We start from the raw sequence: 15,439 nt of genomic DNA, 5'->3' as shown, positions 1-15,439 counted from the left end.
TCGAGTTGGCAGCGAAGATCAGGCAGGTCACCGACTGAGGGCAGGATAAGAGCCCCTGCCGGCGCACGCCCAATGACAAGCGGGGAGGGCAGCTGAAACAGAGCGGAAATTGCTTAATCTGAATGCAGCTGATCTTGGTGAATCCCCGGCTCGCTACCCCAAGCTGCTGGATCGACCAAAGACGTAACGCGACGCTTTTTTCCTCTCTGGCTTTCCAAAATGTGGCCCACTGAGATGGATGATTGACTTCCGAACGATGGTGGTACCCGAATGCGAGAACGTCGTCCCGTGTGTCCGTAGTGGTGGCGCGTCCGGCCGCGGGAAAACACCGATTTACTGCAGCAATATCGTATAGTCGAAGTACGCGCACATCTATCCACAACTATACTAGCACCACATGCGGCGTCACCTTCACTGAGCGCAACTCATTGACGAAGTCCTCCGCATCGTAGGCCTTGTCGGCACTGAGCGTGATCGCCTGCGGTCGGTGGGCACGAGGCTCAATCATGTGCAGCGCCGCCACTCGCTCAGCATCTCCGTCGGCCAGTGTCAAGCAGGCTTCGACCAACAGGCGTGGCGGTTCTCCATCAGCCCATGTCCCATGAAGGTACGCATACGACGAAGGCCGCATGATTGGCACGCGCGCGTGGGCGCGGCGGGCTCTATGATGACGTTGCGTGAGGTCAGGCGGCCTGCTGATTGGCGGGTTTGTCGGCTTCGCGCAGGCGCTTCCAGTGCCAGGGCAGTAATTCGTGCAGACGCGAGGTGGGAAGATCGGCAATGCGGGCCAGGACATCGGCGAGCCAGGCTTTCGGGTCGACGTCGTTGAGGCGTGCCGTCGTGATGAGGGTAAGCATAACGGCGGCGCGGTCGGCGCCGCGCTGGGAACCGGCGAAGGTCCAGTTGCGCCTTCCCAGAGCAATACCGCGCAGCGCTCTTTCGGCCGCGTTGTTGCTGAGGCAGATTCTGCCGTCGTCAATGAAGCGGGCGAAGTCGGCCCAGCGCCTGAGCATGTAGTTGATCGGCTTCAGGACCTCGGAAGAGCGCGAGAGGGTATCGCGCTCGCGGAGCAACCAGGCGTGCATGTCGTCGAGAAGTGGTTTGCTCTTCTCCTGCCGCACGGCATACCGCCCGTCAGCGCTGCGGCCGTTGATGGCGCGCTCGATCTCGAACAGCGCGTCGAGGCGCCTGACCGCCTCCAGCGCGATCGGGGAGATCGGTTTGCCCTTCTTGCCATCTCGGGCCTTTTTCGCGATGTCGGCCAATTCGAAGAATCCTCGCCGCGCATGGGCGTAGCAAAAGGCGGGCGTGATCGGCTGCTCCTTCCGCTGCGGGTCGAACAACGGCTCGAAGCCACTGTAACAGTCGCACTGAAGGATGCCGCCGAATCCGGCCAGATGTTTCTGAGGATGCTCGCCGCGCCGGTCGCTCGAGGCGTAATAGATCGCCGCCGGCGGCGCCGGCCCGGCGAAGGGACGGTCATCGCGCGTATAGGTCCATATGCGCCCGGTCGCGCACTTGCCCTTCGCCAGGATGCGAATGGTGGTGTCGTCGCCATGAAGGCGCTCGGCCGCGAGCACATGGCGCTCGATCAGCTGGAAGAGCGGCATGACGGCGAAGGTTCCGTGGCCGACCTGATCGGCCAGCGTCGACAGCGGCAGGTCGATCCCCTCGGCCTTGAAGCGCGCACTCTGTCGGTTGAGTGGAGCATGCATGCCGAACTTGTCGAACAGGATTGTCGCCAGCAGTCGGGGACCGATGAAGCCGCGCGGCGTGGCGTGGAACGGCGCCGGCGGCTGGGTGATCTTCTCGCAGTCGCGGCAGGTGAACTTTTCGCGCACCGTCTCGATCAGCTTGAAGCGGCGCGGGATCTCACGTCTCGGTCACGTCCTCACCCAGTTTCGACAGCCGCGATCCGCCGCAGCAGGCGCAGGCAGTTGGAGGGTCGATGACGACGCGCTCGTGTTCGATGTCATCCGGCCATGGCTTGCGCACCGGCCGTTTGCGCGTGAAGGGGCGCACCGTCTGGGTCTTCGCCGCCGCGGCCTGCGCGGCAAGCTCGTCCTCGGTCGCCGAGGTGACGAGTTCTTCGAGCTCCAATTCCAACTGCTCGATCAGCCGCACCGTGCGCTCGGAGCGCTGCCCGTACAGTTCGCGTTTCAGCTTCTCGATGCGCAGCTCGAGATGCGCAATCCGGGCCTCGGTGTCGGACAGCATGGCCTGCGCGTTGGCGGCTTCAGCCTGCCAGTTGGCAGCATCCGCGACCGCCACATCGCGTTCAGCCTGCAACGCCTCACGTTCAGCCAGCAGCGCCACGTAGGCGCTGGCAAGATCCGAGGGGAGCTCAACCGGCTTCGAAGTCATATGCCGATTGAATCACATTCCATTGTATTTTCAATTAAAAAATGCTACCCAACCCGAGCAGGACGCCACGTTTCCTGAGGTTCCGCCAGTCTATGCCAGACAAGAGATAACTCAGCTGTGCAGAAGATACTGTCACAGCTCCACCCTCAACTGTCGGCCATATGAAGCGGCCGCGCTCAAGTCTTTTTGTGAACAGGCATGCTCCTTGGCCATCATGCCAGATGACCTTCAACAAATTTCCGCGTTTCCCCCTGAAGCAAAACAGGTTGCCCCCAAGGGGATTATGTTTGAGGACCTCCTGCACCCGTAGCGCCAGTGATGGAAAGCCACATCTCATGTCGGTGTAGCCTGTGGCTAACCACACACGCACGCCTTCTGTCGGGATCATCGCAGCATTTCCAGCCCCTGCAAGATCCGCATCAGGACACTTACGTCAACAGTGCGGTCAACGATCACACGCCGGCCGTTGGCCCCGACGATTTCCATCCGGCCACCGGTAGACACCGCTTGGCTGATCGTAGCTGGTACTTCAGAGTGCGATCGCGCAGGAGCCGACTCTTCCGGCTCTACATCGTGCACGCTGGGACCGACAACACCCATGTCAATGAAGGCGATCGGAGGGGTCTCAGGCACCGAGTTGGCTCGGCCCAATCGCCCTTGCTGGGCTTGCTTCATCCAGATGAACAAGTGGTTCGCGTTCATGTCGTGACGCCGCGCCACAATCGACACCGGATCACCGGACTCCTGCACCTCACGCACGATCGCCAGCTTCTGCTCGACCGTCCAGGAGCGGCGCGTCCGCTGTCGGCCCGCACCCGGCGGCAGCGGCAGGGCCGCGGACGTGCTCGCATCAACCGTCGACGGCTGCTCCATAGCCAGATACTTCATTCGCCAAGCGTCCACTTAATCTAAGCGGACACTAACGCCTCAAGGTACGCGTCAGTAGGCGGCCTTCGTCGTATGCATACCCATGAAGCACAGCTTGGCCTCCTTGTCCCGTCCCTTGCGGTAGAGCCTGGCGTTGGGATCGGTGGTCGAGCTATGCGTCTCGTTCGATCGTTTCTGGCCATGGAAGTCAGCTTCCGCATTGCGGCCGCCGCGGTCCGCCGGCGGTGCGCCCGAGCCGACCGTCGGCTTAACGCTCTTCATCGAAGCCCACGCCTTGATCCATGCAACGCCCAGCGCAGCCGCACCTTGCAGGCGATCTGCAGCTCGATCACCGCTGGGACGCCGCCGGCACCGAAGCGGCAATAGGCTCATCGGGTACCACTTCGGCAAAGCCTGTCTCGCGGGCTCTCAGCGTGCGGCGCCACTTATAGATCAGGCTGATCGCGACATCGTACTGACGCGCCACCGCCGCCACTGTGGCCCCGAGCGCGAATGCCGCGGCCAGTATCCGGCACTGATCCTCTTCACGCCAACGACGACGACGCTCCGGTCCGGTCCGGTCAATAACGTCACATGGCTCATGCTGTGCTGCTTACTGTGCTACTGTGCTCGTCAGGACGACCTTAAGAGTGCAGCTTCGCTACCGTGCCATGCTAGCGCAAGGCAGCCCTCGTCGGGGGCGTACCGAGCCATCGGCTCGCAGCGTAAGACATAAAGTCCGCCGTGACCCCGGCTTCCGTTTACCGTAGAGTGAGTGTCTGATGTGCGGCCGGAAACTCGCCGCTGTAAGTCCATCCTTGCCGTGCCATTCAAATCCAAGCTCTCAAGCAGCCAGCCATAATCGGCTGCATAGCTCATGAGGGGCATTGGGGCAGAAAAATAATTCGCCCTCTTTCGGCTGGCTTGTGCGCTGAGGTCGGATGCGACGGGGATACAGCAACGTCCACCTACAGCTACATCACAACGCGACTGCCCCCTCCATCAATCACTATTGTCGTGCCATTCAGGTATCTTGCTCGGTCACCGACGATGAATCCAACTAGCCCGTCCTATTCACGAGCAGCTTAGTTCGTTGCCGCTGGGCGTTCGGTCATGAAGGTGTGAGGCGTCTTTTTCACCGCAGCTGAGACTGGACTTTGGAACGCGCTGGAGGGTTAAGGTGTCGGGTTCGGCGGGGCTTTGATGCCCCGGCCGTCATGGTCCTGCGGGCTGCAGCGTGAGAGCGATTTGTCGGAACAGGCTGGCCTCGGGACAGACAGCGGCGAAGGCCAGGCGGATGCGCGAGACGGTTTCGATGACGCGGGCGCCGAGCTTGAGGAGCCTGAGCCGCAGCGTGGCGAACTCGGCGTTGCGCAGATGATGGGTTCCGGGCACCGCCTCGCGCAGGGTGAGCATCAGCCAGTATGCGGCGGTGTGCAGGACGAGGCGCACCTGGTTGGCAATCGGTGAGCGGCAGCTGGTGCGGTCGGAGGCAAGCTGGCTCTTGTGCATCTTGATCAGGTTTTCGGCCCGGCCGCGGGCGCAGTAGATCACGTCGTAGACATGCGCGGCGGAGCCTTTGTCGAGATTGGTGACGACGAAGCGGATGTCGAGGCCCATCGAGGTTGCCTCGATGCGGGCGCAGACGCGACGTTCCGTCTTCCAGGATCTCGCCTTGTATCGGGTCTCGGCATAGCCGCGCAGCACCGGCTTCTGCTCGAGTGCGCGGCGGGTGCGGATGTCGTCGGCGGCTTCATCGACGAGACGCTGGAGAACCTTGTTGCCGGGCAGGCCGAAGACGTAGTCGATCGCGTTGTTCTCGCACCAGGCCATGACTTCCGCCCGGCCATAGTGGCCATCGCCGCGGATCAGAATGCGGGTGGCAGGCCAGCGGGCGCGGATGCGCCGGACAAGGCGGCGCAGATGGCCGCGGATCTCCTTGCCCGTCGGGGTCTTGCCGGGACGCAGGATCATGGCGACCGGGCGTCCTGTCGCGGCGTCGTAGATGTGGATCGGCAGGAAGCAGCGTTCGTCGTAATGGGCGTTGAAGAGCGAGAGCTGCTGATGGCCGTGAACGACATCCACCGTGTCGTCAATGTCGAGCGTGACGCTTTTGGGCGGCGCGGCATAGCTCGACAGCCACAGATCGACCAGCACCCAGCCGAGCCGGATGACGGTGCGCAGGTCGGGCAGGTTCTCGAGGCGCGAGCAGGTCGGCTGCGAGCACAGATCAATCCCGCTGTCGGGCAGCCGTCCGCAGGCGAGCTTGAAGGCCGGGTCGGTGCGCAGTCGGTCGAGATCGTTGGCATCCTCGTAGCCGCATGCGATCGCAAAGATGCGGGCGCGCACAATGTCGGCCATGGCGTGCGTCACCCGCGCTGGATCGCGCGGATCGTGGATCGCGGCGGCCAGCCTGTCGGCCAGTTGCAGGCGTCGCTCGGCCGCTGCCAGCAGCATGACGCCACCATCCGAGGTGATGCGCCCGCCGTCAAACGCAGCTGTGATCTTCTTGCGTCCAACGGCTGGAAATGAGAGCGGCAGCAACGTATCATCGGTCATGGCGGGTGTGGCTCGCGAGAGGCGGTGGCAGGGTTGGCTTAGACAACCGAATCCTACGCCAAATCAATCGCTTAGGCTACATCCGCCAGCCTCTCAGATCGGTTGTCGTGCATAAGACGGGCTAGCTCCGCGAGTTCGTCGGCAGTTCCAATACGCCCCAAGGGATTGGTATTGGCCACACGTTTGATAGCGGCATCTCGATCGAGACCTTCGTCGACCATCAACGCCTCAATTCTCTTGTGAACTCTGCCCGTGTCAAAATAGCCAGGCGCGACAACGTTCACGCGAACGCCAGTTCCCGAGAGTGTGTCTGCGAGGTGCTTAGCTAATACTGCTATGCCGGCACGCATGACGTGCGACAGCAATAGGTGACCTGTTACCTCGTGCACGCCTACCGAGGTAACATAGACGATATCACCCCCACGACCAGACGCTTTCATCGCAGCCGCTGCGGTCGCGTCCCCAGACGTGGTGTAGCTCGGCGGTAGCGAAGCCGCTCGCGAGCGCGCCCTCAACAGCGCCGTAGCGAGCGAGCGGCTTTGCGGCGGTCATCGATGTTCCCCGGTAAGGTCGGGTTGCTGACACCAACCTGATTCGAAGGAACCACCGATGACCGACGACATGATGAACCTGCGCACGCTCGTGGAGAAGACCCCCGACGCCGATATCTTGCGCGAGATGATCGGCTTTGCCGCCGAGCGGCTGATGGAGCTGGAGGTGGGCGCCGCCACCGGCGCCGCCTATGGCGAGAAGAACCCGCTGCGGACGGCTCAGCGCAACGGCTATCGCGATCGCGATTGGGAGACGCGGGCCGGCACCGTCGAGCTGCGCATCCCCAAGCTCAGGAAGGGCTCCTACTTTCCGGGCTTCCTCGAACCGCGGCGCATGGCGGAGAAGGCGCTGACGGCCGTCATCCAGGAGGCCTACGTCCAAGGTATCTCGACCCGCTCGGTCGACGACCTGGTCAAGGCCATGGGCATGAGCGGCATCTCCAAGAGCCAGGTCTCACGGCTGTGCGAAGAGATCGACGGCAAGGTCAAAGCGTTCCTTGAAAGACCCATCGAGGGCGACTGGCCATACCTGTGGATCGATGCCACCTACCTCAAGGTGCGCCGCGGCGGACGCATCGTCTCGGTCGCCGTCATCATCGCTGTCGGCGTCAACGCGGACGGCCGGCGCGAGGTGCTGGGCATGGAGGTCGGCACGTCTGAGGCCGAGCCGATCTGGACGGAGTTTTTGCGCAAGCTGACCCGCCGCGGCCTCAGGGGCGTCAAGCTCGTCGTCTCCGATGCCCATGAAGGCATCAAGGCGGCCGTCACCAAGGTGCTGTGCGCGACATGGCAGCGCTGCCGGGTCCACTTCATGAGGAACGTGCTGGCGCATGCCGGCAAGAGCGGGCGCCGTGTCGTCTCCGCCTTCATCGCCACCGCGTTTGCCCAGGAGACGCCAGAAGCCGCCAGCACCCAATGGCGTGCCGTCGCCGACCAGATCCGGCCGAAGGTGCCCAAGCTCGCCGCCATCATGGACGACGCCGAGCCCGACGTGCTGGCCTACATGACCTTCCCCAGGGAGCACCGCGCCAAGCTGCATAGCACCAACCCGATCGAGCGCCTCAACGGCGAGATCAAGCGCAGGACCGAGGTCGTCGGCATCTTCCCCAATGACGATGCCATCGTCCGCCTCGTCGGCGCGTTGCTGCTTGAACAGAATGATGAATGGGCCGTCCAGCGCGCCAGCTACATGACGCTGGAAACCATCAGCCAAATGAGCGATGATCCTCTCATCAGCCTGCCAGCCGTGGCACGCTGATCATCCCGGCCCCATGCCGGAGAGCGCGGCGACCAAGCCGTCAGCTACACCACTCCCTGGGACACGATCGCCGCTGCCGCTCGCGACACCCTTACTGCACTCATGAGAAGCGTCTCGTAGGATTGGTCCCAATCATCGTCGCTTAGGTCTTCGATAGATCCGTACGGCATATGACCAGAATTTACGACGACGCAATCAATGCTCCCGAGGAGCTCCAAAGTGCGTTGCATCAACATGTCGACGTCTGATCGCCGGGCTAGGTCTGCAATTATGCCATGAGCGCCAGCGCATCCCTCTATATTCAGTAGATCATCTACAGCTTTGTCTAACGTAGCCTTAGAGGCTGTTTGGAAAATCGGATTTGAGGGGTTTCGTTTGCGCATGAAGTCTGATTCAGAGCGTGGATGTGGACCGAACAGAGCCGTGGCCGTGTTGCCAAGATCGCGCGTAAGACGAAGCGTTATCCGTGTGATCTGACAGATGAGGAATGGGAGCGGATCGCGCCACTGATGCCGGTTCCTGGTCGGCGTGGGCGTCCCCGCGAGGTGGATTTTCGGGAGGTAATCAACGCGGTGCGCTATCTGGTGCGCTCAGGCTGTGGGTGGCGGATGTTGCCCATTCATTTTGGGCCGTGGCAGACGGTCTATAGCTGGTTCCGCGAGTTGGCACGGCGCTTCCTGTTTCAGACGATCCACGACGTGGAACTGATGCTCGACCGCGAGCGGCAGGGTCGCGAACCTTCACCCAGCGCTGGTGTGATTGATAGTCAGTCGATCAAGGCACCCCATGCAAAAGCACGAGGCTACGACGCGGGTAAGAAGATCGTCGGGCGCAAGCGCCATATTGCGGTCGATACGGACGGACGGCTCCTGATGGTCAACCTGACCACCGCTGACATCTCCGACAGCGCGGGTGCGCAGGCGATACTCGACGGCATCCGCAAACGCTGGCCGTGGGTCAAGCATCTCTTCGCCGACGGGGCCTATGACCGGCTCAAGCTGATGGATAAGGCCTGCTATCTCGACTTCATCGTCGAGATCATCCGCCGCTCCGACGACCAGAAAGGCTTCAAGGTTCTACCGCGTCGCTGGGTCGTCGAACGGACGTTCGGATGGATGATCCGGTGGCGACGCCTCGTGCGCGATTACGAGCAGCGCATCGATGTCTCGCAGGCCATGATCCTCGTCGCCATGGGCGGCATCATGCTACGCAGAAACGCCCATCCGTGATTTTCCAAACCGACTCTTATTGCAACCGCAGATAACAATTTCCGAACGGTTTTCCGCTAATCGTTTGGCGATGGCTAAGCCAAGACCCTTGCTACTGGCCATCACCAGAACTTTTCTGCCACGATCATCCAAGCGAGATCTCCTCCCAATTGAGAGTGGTCGAGCCGGACAATTGCTCTCTCTCTCTCTCTATAACTTAATAATCGAGCATTATTCGCCTATATATTTCAACGGATCTTTCGAGTTGGTCCAATTCAATGAACTCATTGTTCGTGTGAGCGCGATCAATGCTTCCCGGCCCAAGCACGATGCATGGAATGCCCGCCAACGATAGCTGACTAGCATCCGTGCCGTACGGCACTCCAATGTACCTGCCTGTCCCGGCAACATCGGCGCACGCCTGCGCAGCTACGGAAGCTATCTTGCTCGACTCGGCACTGTCCGGAGCAGGATCTTCAAGCGCAGGCAGTAATGATCGGACCTTGATGTCTTCGCGATCCCGCAAGCCTTGCAGTATGTTCTCCACTTCTGCCAACGCCTGCTCCGGCCGCTCTCCTGGAACGAGGCGCCGATCCACCCAGATGCGGCACGATGGAGGAACCGTCGTCAATTCCAAGCCACCCTCGATAAGACTTACCGTCAAAGTTGGAGCACTGACCAAAGGCTGGGTGCGTGAGGCAAGATTGTCGCCGTGTTCGTTGAGCGCCAATATCACCTTTGCCATTCCTGAGATTGCATTGACTCCGAGATGCGGCTTCGAAGTGTGAGCAGGGACACCCTGAACCTCGATTTGCCAGCGGACCGACCCTTTGTGGGCGACTACAAGCTCAAGCTCTGTTGGTTCACCAACAACCGCGGCATCATACGACTTGCCGGAGAGAGCGATGGCGCGAGCGCCGATCTTGCGGTACTCTTCATCAATGCTGGCGGCAACGACAATTGTGGCATTCGGCTGACGGTCCCCTAAGGTACTCAGGGCGATCAACATTGCAGAGAGGGAACCCTTTGTGTCGCAACTTCCCCTACCGTAGAGTCGATTATCCTTCAATTCGGGAGAAAATGGATCGGAAGCCCAGTTATCAGTGGGCACCGTGTCCATATGGGCCACAAAAAGAAGGCGCCGACTAGGGTCTTTGCCTGAGATCCAGGTCAAGAAATTCGAGCGGCCGTCGACAACGTGCTGGAGTTCATAAGGCAGGTTTCGGTCCCGGCAAAACCTTTCAAGATATTCGGCGACCCGCTGTTCTCCGCTGCCCCTGGGTGAAAGCGAAGGGTTTACGCTTTCAATTTTGACAAGGTCTTGAAGAAGCGCGACGGTATCTGCGCTTGGCGATGACATAACTTCTCCTATAGGCTTGTGATCTGGCGCAGCTACTTCGACCATTTCTTGACTATATCGACAACTTGGTCGACTTCCTCCTCGCTGTTGTAAAGATGGAGCGAGAACCGAAGGAGTCCTCGTCGCGTGGATGCAACGACCTTGTTTTCCGCAAGATAGCAGTGCAGCGACGGTATGTAGGCGGCTACTTCTTGCGCTCCGCCGAGTGCAGCCATGTCGCCCACCGCCACAATACTCCCAGTGTGCTCGCCAGGAGGCCCGCCACAGACAGGTAGTCCGGCTTGTAGCAGTCCTGAAGCCAGTCGAGTTGCCAAAGATGTCACGTGCTTGTCGATTGCCTCTGTTCCGATCTCCAGCAGTTGCCCCAAGGATGCGTGAGCGGCAATCATGCCTGGGAAATTGTAATGCCCGATGTCAAAACGAGGCGCCCCAGCCCGCAGCTTGGCGGCGTTGAGAATGGGAGCCGATTCTGGTGCGTTCCCGAGATCGACGCTAAAGCGAGCGAGGTAGGCTGGCTTTAGCTGATCTGCCCACTCCCGGCGGCAGTAGAGAAATCCCGATCCGTAGAGGCCCATCAATCCCTTCACAGTCGAGACGGCCAAACCATCTACTCCCAACCGGTTGACATCGGTATGGAGTATTCCGACCGACTGAGTCCCATCCGCCAAGAGGAATGCGCCATGACGCCTGCACGCCTCCGCGACAGGTTGCGTGACTGTCCGAAAGCCAGGAACCATCGTTGCGGTTGAAAGCGCCACAACGCGAGTCCTGGAATCAAGCGCATCGACAATCGCATCTACGGGAATTGCCCCTTTATCCGGCTCCACTAATTTGAGATCAACATTATGTAGAGCTTTCACTTGGAGCCATGGCAGGATGTTGTTTGCATGCTCAAGTTGAGGGCATAAGACGACGCTGTCGCCGGATCGCCAGTCAATCGCGTTGGCGATTATGTTGATCCCCTCTGACGCGTTCTTTGTGATAGCAATTTCATCTTTATCCGCACCAACAAATTGAGCAAATCTGGCGCGTGTCTTCTCGATGTCCGCCAACTGGCTAAGCTCATCGTTTATTCCGTGCAATCTGTTATTCAGATGATCCTCGAATGACCCTCTTGTGGTTCGAGATATCAATCCTTGATTAGAAACATCCATGTAAATAAGGTCTTGCGTCGCTGGGAAATCGTCACGGATGCTGTTTAATGGAAGCTTACTGCCGTTCATAGTCATGGTGCTTGTCAATTGCGGTTCACCTTGGTCCAAACGCCGCGGACAGACTCCAAGCGCGAACGCGGCTGGCGGCAGCGGGGAATTAGCTTCGTCTCTGCAGGATTGATCATATCCGTCAGACGGTGGGAAATTCCCCCTATTTCTCGCCCATGTTGAGGATTTTCTGCATAGATGCGAATTGCTTGCAGACTTTCGAGCCGGAAGGGAGCAGCCAATCGTGCGCGCAGGCACTTTGGCATCGGGAGGCCCGCGCCGTCAGCGCCTCGAGACAGTGGACGCGACGCCAGCGGTGACGGCAGCCGCATTCTTACCCGATAACAAGCTTGCCATCTCAACTGGCAGAACACTCCGACGGCCCGCGCCCGCGCGCCGAGGCTGCCGGACGTGAAGTGATCTAAGCCGGCGAGGGTCCAGGCTCCCGACGCGGGCGCAACCATCGCGCAGATTTCGCCCCACCCGCCGCCGTTTTCTAGACATTTGGATTGTTGGGGGTGGTTGTCGATGTAACAGCAATGTCCACGAAGACGGAGGCTTTTGAGCAATCAAGGCCAGTTCAACGCAGGTTTTCTGCGCGAACTCGGGAACGACGGCAACGTTATGCGCAGGTCAGATGCTACGATATGCCTTCCAGCGCGTGGCGCGCCTCTTTGTTTTGAAGGGCTCCTATGAAAGTTTCCGGCATAGACACCATAAAGGTAGAAAAAGACCTGGCTTTTACCATCCTGGAGTATCAAAGAAGGCTCAAGGCGGTCCGCGAAGGCATTGCAGCCCGGGATCTGGACATCCTCGTGGTGACCGTCCCCGAGAACATGCTTTACCTAAGCGGTTACAACACGCTCGGTTACGCCTCCGCCCAGTATCTGCTTATCCCGCTGCAAGGGGAGCCCCTCCATATCACGCGTGGCATTGAAGAGGTGAATGTCCGGGCCTATTCGTGGATAGATAACAGTACCAGCTACATGGACCACGAGGCCCCGCTCGAGCTGCTCGCGGAAACGCTGCGTAATCTGGGTTTTGCCAAGGCGAAGGTAGGGTTCGAGAAAAAGTCTTGGTTCTTCTCGATCGCCGATTATGAAGCGCTCAAGACCCTTCTCCCCGATGTCCGTTTCGAAGATGGCTCGATGATTGTCGAGGCGGTCCGCGTCGTCAAATCGGATGCCGAAATAGACTATATCAGGCAGGCAGCGCGGATTGCCGAGGCCGGCATCGAAGCGGGCATCAACCAGATAAGGGCTGGAGTGAACGAGAATGAAATCGCCGCCGAAATCCAGCGCGTGGTCACGCTCAAGGGAAGTGAATACCCCGGCTACCCGCCGTTTGTGACTTCGGGCGTGCGCACGAGCTATGCGCATGGCACTTGGTCGGGCCGGCAGATTCAGCCGGGTGATCCTGTCTTCCTCGAACTGTCCGGCACTGTTCGGCGCTATAGCGCCGCGATCATGCGGGCTTCCGTGGTCAGTCCATCCAACCGTGAACTCGAGAAAATGGAGGACGTGTCACGAAGGGCGCTGGAAAACATGCTCGACGGCATACGTCCTGATCGCCCTCTCGGTGAGGTGTGGAGCATCTGGTCTCAGACTGTCAACGATGGAGGCTACGAAGGTCGTTTCAAGCGCACAGGATATTCCATCGGCATCAGCTACCCCCCGGATTGGGGCGAAGGACACATCCTGTCGTTTAAGCGAGGGGAAACGCGGATCCTCAAGCCAAATATGGTCTTCCATATCCCCTCGATGGTCAAGGCGTTCGGCTTTGCGGATGTCGGCACCAGCGAGACTGTTCGCGTGACCGAAACTGGCTGCGAGATTTTGACGAATTACAAACGTCAGCTTTACGTCCGCTAAAACCGGACGCAAACTTCTGATCGTCACGACACCAGGCTGGGCCAATCAAGGACAACATAAGTGTGTCCCGATTCCGGCCCGGTTCGCGGCCAGGACAGTAGACGCGCAATGTTAACGCACCTGCAAACCTCGCTTCGTCCAACACAGCAGCAGCTGGCGAACACGGGCGTGGTCCCGATTAAGTGCTTATGTCGATCGGCTCTCCATTGCCCAGGTGAAACCTTTCACGGGCGGTGTCGCCTTGATCAAAGCATAGGCCTGATGAGGGCTGAATTTCATAAAATTAGCGATCTGCTGCCATCTCGTGATGGCATTGGCCGAAGTCAAAGGAGCGTTTTGATGTCTCAGGAATTCGATGATCTCAATCGCCGCGTTGCCGGCAAGTCATCGCAGTCCAATCCCGAGTTATGGCAGCTCGATCCGACGCTAGGCGCGCCTATGATCCCACCCGACGAGTGGTCCTTTTGGCCTTATAGCAGATGGACATACTCGCACGTAAGCGAATCGACGCGAACCGCCCGGGTCTGGCGCGGGCCAGGACCGGTCCTGCCGCTTCCAAGCCGGCCCAGGGGGGATATCGGTGACATCGAAGTTGCGTCCAGCGACGGCCAGCGCGCCGCTGTCCGCGAATACCTCGAGAGGGACTATACTGACGGGTTTCTGGTTCTGCACCACGGCGAGATCGTGTTCGAAACATACATGAATGGCATGGAACCGCATTCTCGGCACATCGCCAGATCGGCTTCGAAGTCCCTCACGGGGACTTTGGTCGGGATACTTGTCCACCGTGGGCTTATCGACCCCGAGAGTCTGGTAACACGGTATTTGCCGGAACTGCAGGCGACCGCTTATCGCGGCGCCACCGTGCAGCACTTGCTAGACATGACTGCGGGCGCCACTCTCAAGGGACAGTGGTACGTGCCACACAACGATTACTTTAATTACGTTGTGGCCACAGGATACTTCGGCCCCCCGGAGGGACATCCTGACGCTCCTGCCGATATATGGCAGGCGATTCTGCGGATAACCGAGCAGGAGGCGCCGCATGGCGCGCGGTTCAAGTACTTTGACCCCAACATCGACGTGCTCGGGCTAATCATGCAGCGCGTTTCCGGCAAGTTTCTCCCGGAACTGTACAGCAGCGAATTATGGGGTCCGATGGGAGCGGAGGAAGACGCCTACCAAATCGTAGACAAGTCTCGTTTCTCGATGTCGTCCGGTGGATTTCAAGCCACACTCCGCGATTTCGCGCGCTTCGCGCTGCTGCATCTGCGCGGCGGCAGGCTCAACGGCCGGCAGATCGTTCCATCTGAATGGATCGAGGCGATAAGACGCCCTAAGCCGCTTCTATTCGACTTGTTCGCGCCGAATGGTTCTTATGCCGATGCCAGTTCAGACCTGCCCAATGGCGCTTATCACAATACTTTCTGGATTGAAGACCAAGAGAGAGGCGCCTATATCGCGTGGGGGTATGGTGGCCAGGTGATCTATATTGATCCTCGAGCGGACTTCGCGGCGGTGAAGCTCTCACACCAGCCTGGCCAATCACCGGTTAAGCGGGCACAGTGGCCTGACCAAGTTTACCAGCCCCCCAAAGCCCTTCCCTTTGATGCGTTCGGGGCGATTCGCGCCATCCGAGATGCACTGGAACGTTAAGATTTGTGTGACCGGTGCAAGACCGTAACGGTTCGGCGATGCAACACCGCCGGAGGGGCAGGGTAGGTTACGCACGAAGGTAAGCTGATTTTTTGCGAAGAGATCTAGCACGGCCTGGATTGGTTGTGATAGCCGGTGTTGCTGCCGAACTCCAGACCCGCGCGGTCAACCGGCTGTCACGCGCGTCCCGCCGACATCAATGCGATGGACTTTGTCGAGGCGGCCAAAATGCGGGGCGTAGGCTGCGGCTGGATCATCTTCTGCGAGGTTCTGCGGAATGTCTGTCGCCGCTACTCTCCGAACTCGGCCTTCGCTTCGCGCCGTGCCTCCTTCTGCCCCGTCCTTTCGCATCCTCACAGTGAGGTACACTGACGGCCGGCTTGCTGAGTTGGCTGAAGCAGTGCAAAGCACTCAGAGTAGCCCTCTGACGAAGCATCAGGTTGAGCGGCGGGTCGCGGCGACCTTCGAGGCTGGGGCGGTGTTTCGGAGATCGCGCGATCGGCAAACCTTCATGTTGCCAGCTTTTCCGGTCGCAAGAAGCTC

At 59.8% G+C, this 15,439-nt stretch carries 12 protein-coding genes and 4 pseudogenes; 5 read left to right on the top strand and 11 right to left on the bottom strand.

Going from position 1 to position 15,439, the window contains the following annotated elements:
- Nucleotides 1-394 precede the first annotated feature (394 nt).
- From AC56QQ_RS31125 to AC56QQ_RS31090, 8 genes and pseudogenes are all read right to left on the bottom strand, one after another.
- Nucleotides 395-606, bottom strand: a pseudogene (locus tag AC56QQ_RS31125) (IS5/IS1182 family transposase); the annotation flags it as partial.
- A 77-nt stretch (nt 607-683) separates the two neighbouring features.
- A pseudogene (gene tnpC, locus AC56QQ_RS31120) lies at nt 684-2,364 on the bottom strand (IS66 family transposase).
- Between the two features lie 34 nt (nt 2,365-2,398).
- Complete coding sequence (gene tnpB, locus AC56QQ_RS31115; RefSeq protein ID WP_497129197.1) at nt 2,399-2,701, bottom strand: IS66 family insertion sequence element accessory protein TnpB; 303 nt, start codon at nt 2,699-2,701, stop codon at nt 2,399-2,401.
- A 47-nt stretch (nt 2,702-2,748) separates the two neighbouring features.
- Nucleotides 2,749-3,252, bottom strand: coding sequence for an IS66-like element accessory protein TnpA (gene tnpA, locus AC56QQ_RS31110; protein WP_413776950.1), 504 nt, complete (start codon nt 3,250-3,252; stop codon nt 2,749-2,751).
- A gap of 78 nt (nt 3,253-3,330) precedes the next feature.
- A pseudogene (locus AC56QQ_RS31105) lies at nt 3,331-3,531 on the bottom strand (IS5/IS1182 family transposase); the annotation flags it as partial.
- Between the two features lie 49 nt (nt 3,532-3,580).
- Nucleotides 3,581-3,757 carry a transposase gene (locus AC56QQ_RS31100; RefSeq protein WP_497129195.1) on the bottom strand — a complete coding sequence of 59 codons (177 nt, stop codon included), beginning with the start codon at nt 3,755-3,757 and terminating at the stop codon, nt 3,581-3,583.
- Nucleotides 3,758-4,446: 689 nt separating this feature from the next.
- Complete coding sequence (locus tag AC56QQ_RS31095) at nt 4,447-5,790, bottom strand: IS1380 family transposase (RefSeq protein ID WP_497124561.1); 1,344 nt, start codon at nt 5,788-5,790, stop codon at nt 4,447-4,449.
- A gap of 71 nt (nt 5,791-5,861) precedes the next feature.
- On the bottom strand, nt 5,862-6,230 hold the full coding sequence (locus AC56QQ_RS31090; protein WP_497124560.1) for an SDR family oxidoreductase: 369 nt from the start codon (nt 6,228-6,230) through the stop codon (nt 5,862-5,864).
- 169 nt (nt 6,231-6,399) lie between these two features.
- On the opposite strand from AC56QQ_RS31090, the gene AC56QQ_RS31085 reads away from it, so the two are divergent.
- Complete coding sequence (locus AC56QQ_RS31085; protein WP_497124559.1) at nt 6,400-7,599, top strand: IS256 family transposase; 1,200 nt, start codon at nt 6,400-6,402, stop codon at nt 7,597-7,599.
- 44 nt (nt 7,600-7,643) lie between these two features.
- Here AC56QQ_RS31085 and AC56QQ_RS31080 read toward each other — a convergent pair whose 3' ends face one another.
- Nucleotides 7,644-7,982 (bottom strand): SDR family NAD(P)-dependent oxidoreductase, encoded by a 339-nt coding sequence (locus AC56QQ_RS31080; RefSeq protein WP_497124558.1) that lies wholly within the window; start codon nt 7,980-7,982, stop codon nt 7,644-7,646.
- A 21-nt stretch (nt 7,983-8,003) separates the two neighbouring features.
- Between AC56QQ_RS31080 and AC56QQ_RS31075 the strand changes: the two genes are divergently transcribed.
- On the top strand, nt 8,004-8,828 hold the full coding sequence (locus AC56QQ_RS31075; RefSeq protein ID WP_258599892.1) for an IS5 family transposase: 825 nt from the start codon (nt 8,004-8,006) through the stop codon (nt 8,826-8,828).
- Between the two features lie 196 nt (nt 8,829-9,024).
- Here AC56QQ_RS31075 and AC56QQ_RS31070 read toward each other — a convergent pair whose 3' ends face one another.
- The gene (locus tag AC56QQ_RS31070; RefSeq protein ID WP_497124556.1) at nt 9,025-10,167 is read right to left on the bottom strand and encodes a M20 family metallopeptidase; all 1,143 of its coding nucleotides are present in this window, start codon (nt 10,165-10,167) and stop codon (nt 9,025-9,027) included.
- A 32-nt stretch (nt 10,168-10,199) separates the two neighbouring features.
- Nucleotides 10,200-11,408: an aminotransferase class V-fold PLP-dependent enzyme gene (locus tag AC56QQ_RS31065; protein WP_497124555.1), complete on the bottom strand. Its 1,209-nt coding sequence runs from the start codon at nt 11,406-11,408 to the stop codon at nt 10,200-10,202.
- A gap of 653 nt (nt 11,409-12,061) precedes the next feature.
- On the opposite strand from AC56QQ_RS31065, the gene AC56QQ_RS31060 reads away from it, so the two are divergent.
- The 3 genes and pseudogenes from AC56QQ_RS31060 to AC56QQ_RS31050 form a co-directional block, all read left to right on the top strand.
- On the top strand, nt 12,062-13,240 hold the full coding sequence (locus tag AC56QQ_RS31060; RefSeq protein WP_497124554.1) for a M24 family metallopeptidase: 1,179 nt from the start codon (nt 12,062-12,064) through the stop codon (nt 13,238-13,240).
- Nucleotides 13,241-13,579: 339 nt separating this feature from the next.
- Entirely contained in the window at nt 13,580-14,896 is a 1,317-nt protein-coding gene (locus AC56QQ_RS31055; RefSeq protein WP_497124553.1) for a serine hydrolase domain-containing protein, read from the top strand.
- A 164-nt stretch (nt 14,897-15,060) separates the two neighbouring features.
- Nucleotides 15,061-15,228 (top strand): annotated as a pseudogene (locus AC56QQ_RS31050) (ABC transporter permease); the annotation flags it as partial.
- Between the last annotated feature and the right edge of the window lie 211 nt (nt 15,229-15,439).

Source organism: Mesorhizobium sp. RCAM 05099, from assembly GCF_059683685.1.
The sequence above is the reverse complement of the archived record's forward strand: the minus strand, read 5'-3'. Positions and strand labels throughout refer to the sequence as shown.

Coding starts and splice junctions, on each gene's coding strand:
- tnpB (WP_497129197.1), bottom strand. CDS start 2,701: ATGAGATGTGGCTTTCCATCACTGGCGCTACGGGTGCAGGAGGTCCTC.
- AC56QQ_RS31070 (WP_497124556.1), bottom strand. CDS start 10,167: ATGTCATCGCCAAGCGCAGATACCGTCGCGCTTCTTCAAGACCTTGTC.
- AC56QQ_RS31095 (WP_497124561.1), bottom strand. CDS start 5,790: ATGACCGATGATACGTTGCTGCCGCTCTCATTTCCAGCCGTTGGACGC.
- tnpA (WP_413776950.1), bottom strand. CDS start 3,252: ATGAAGTATCTGGCTATGGAGCAGCCGTCGACGGTTGATGCGAGCACG.
- AC56QQ_RS31085 (WP_497124559.1), top strand. CDS start 6,400: ATGACCGACGACATGATGAACCTGCGCACGCTCGTGGAGAAGACCCCC.
- AC56QQ_RS31055 (WP_497124553.1), top strand. CDS start 13,580: ATGTCTCAGGAATTCGATGATCTCAATCGCCGCGTTGCCGGCAAGTCA.
- AC56QQ_RS31060 (WP_497124554.1), top strand. CDS start 12,062: ATGAAAGTTTCCGGCATAGACACCATAAAGGTAGAAAAAGACCTGGCT.
- AC56QQ_RS31075 (WP_258599892.1), top strand. CDS start 8,004: ATGTGGACCGAACAGAGCCGTGGCCGTGTTGCCAAGATCGCGCGTAAG.
- AC56QQ_RS31090 (WP_497124560.1), bottom strand. CDS start 6,230: ATGAAAGCGTCTGGTCGTGGGGGTGATATCGTCTATGTTACCTCGGTA.
- AC56QQ_RS31080 (WP_497124558.1), bottom strand. CDS start 7,982: ATGCGCAAACGAAACCCCTCAAATCCGATTTTCCAAACAGCCTCTAAG.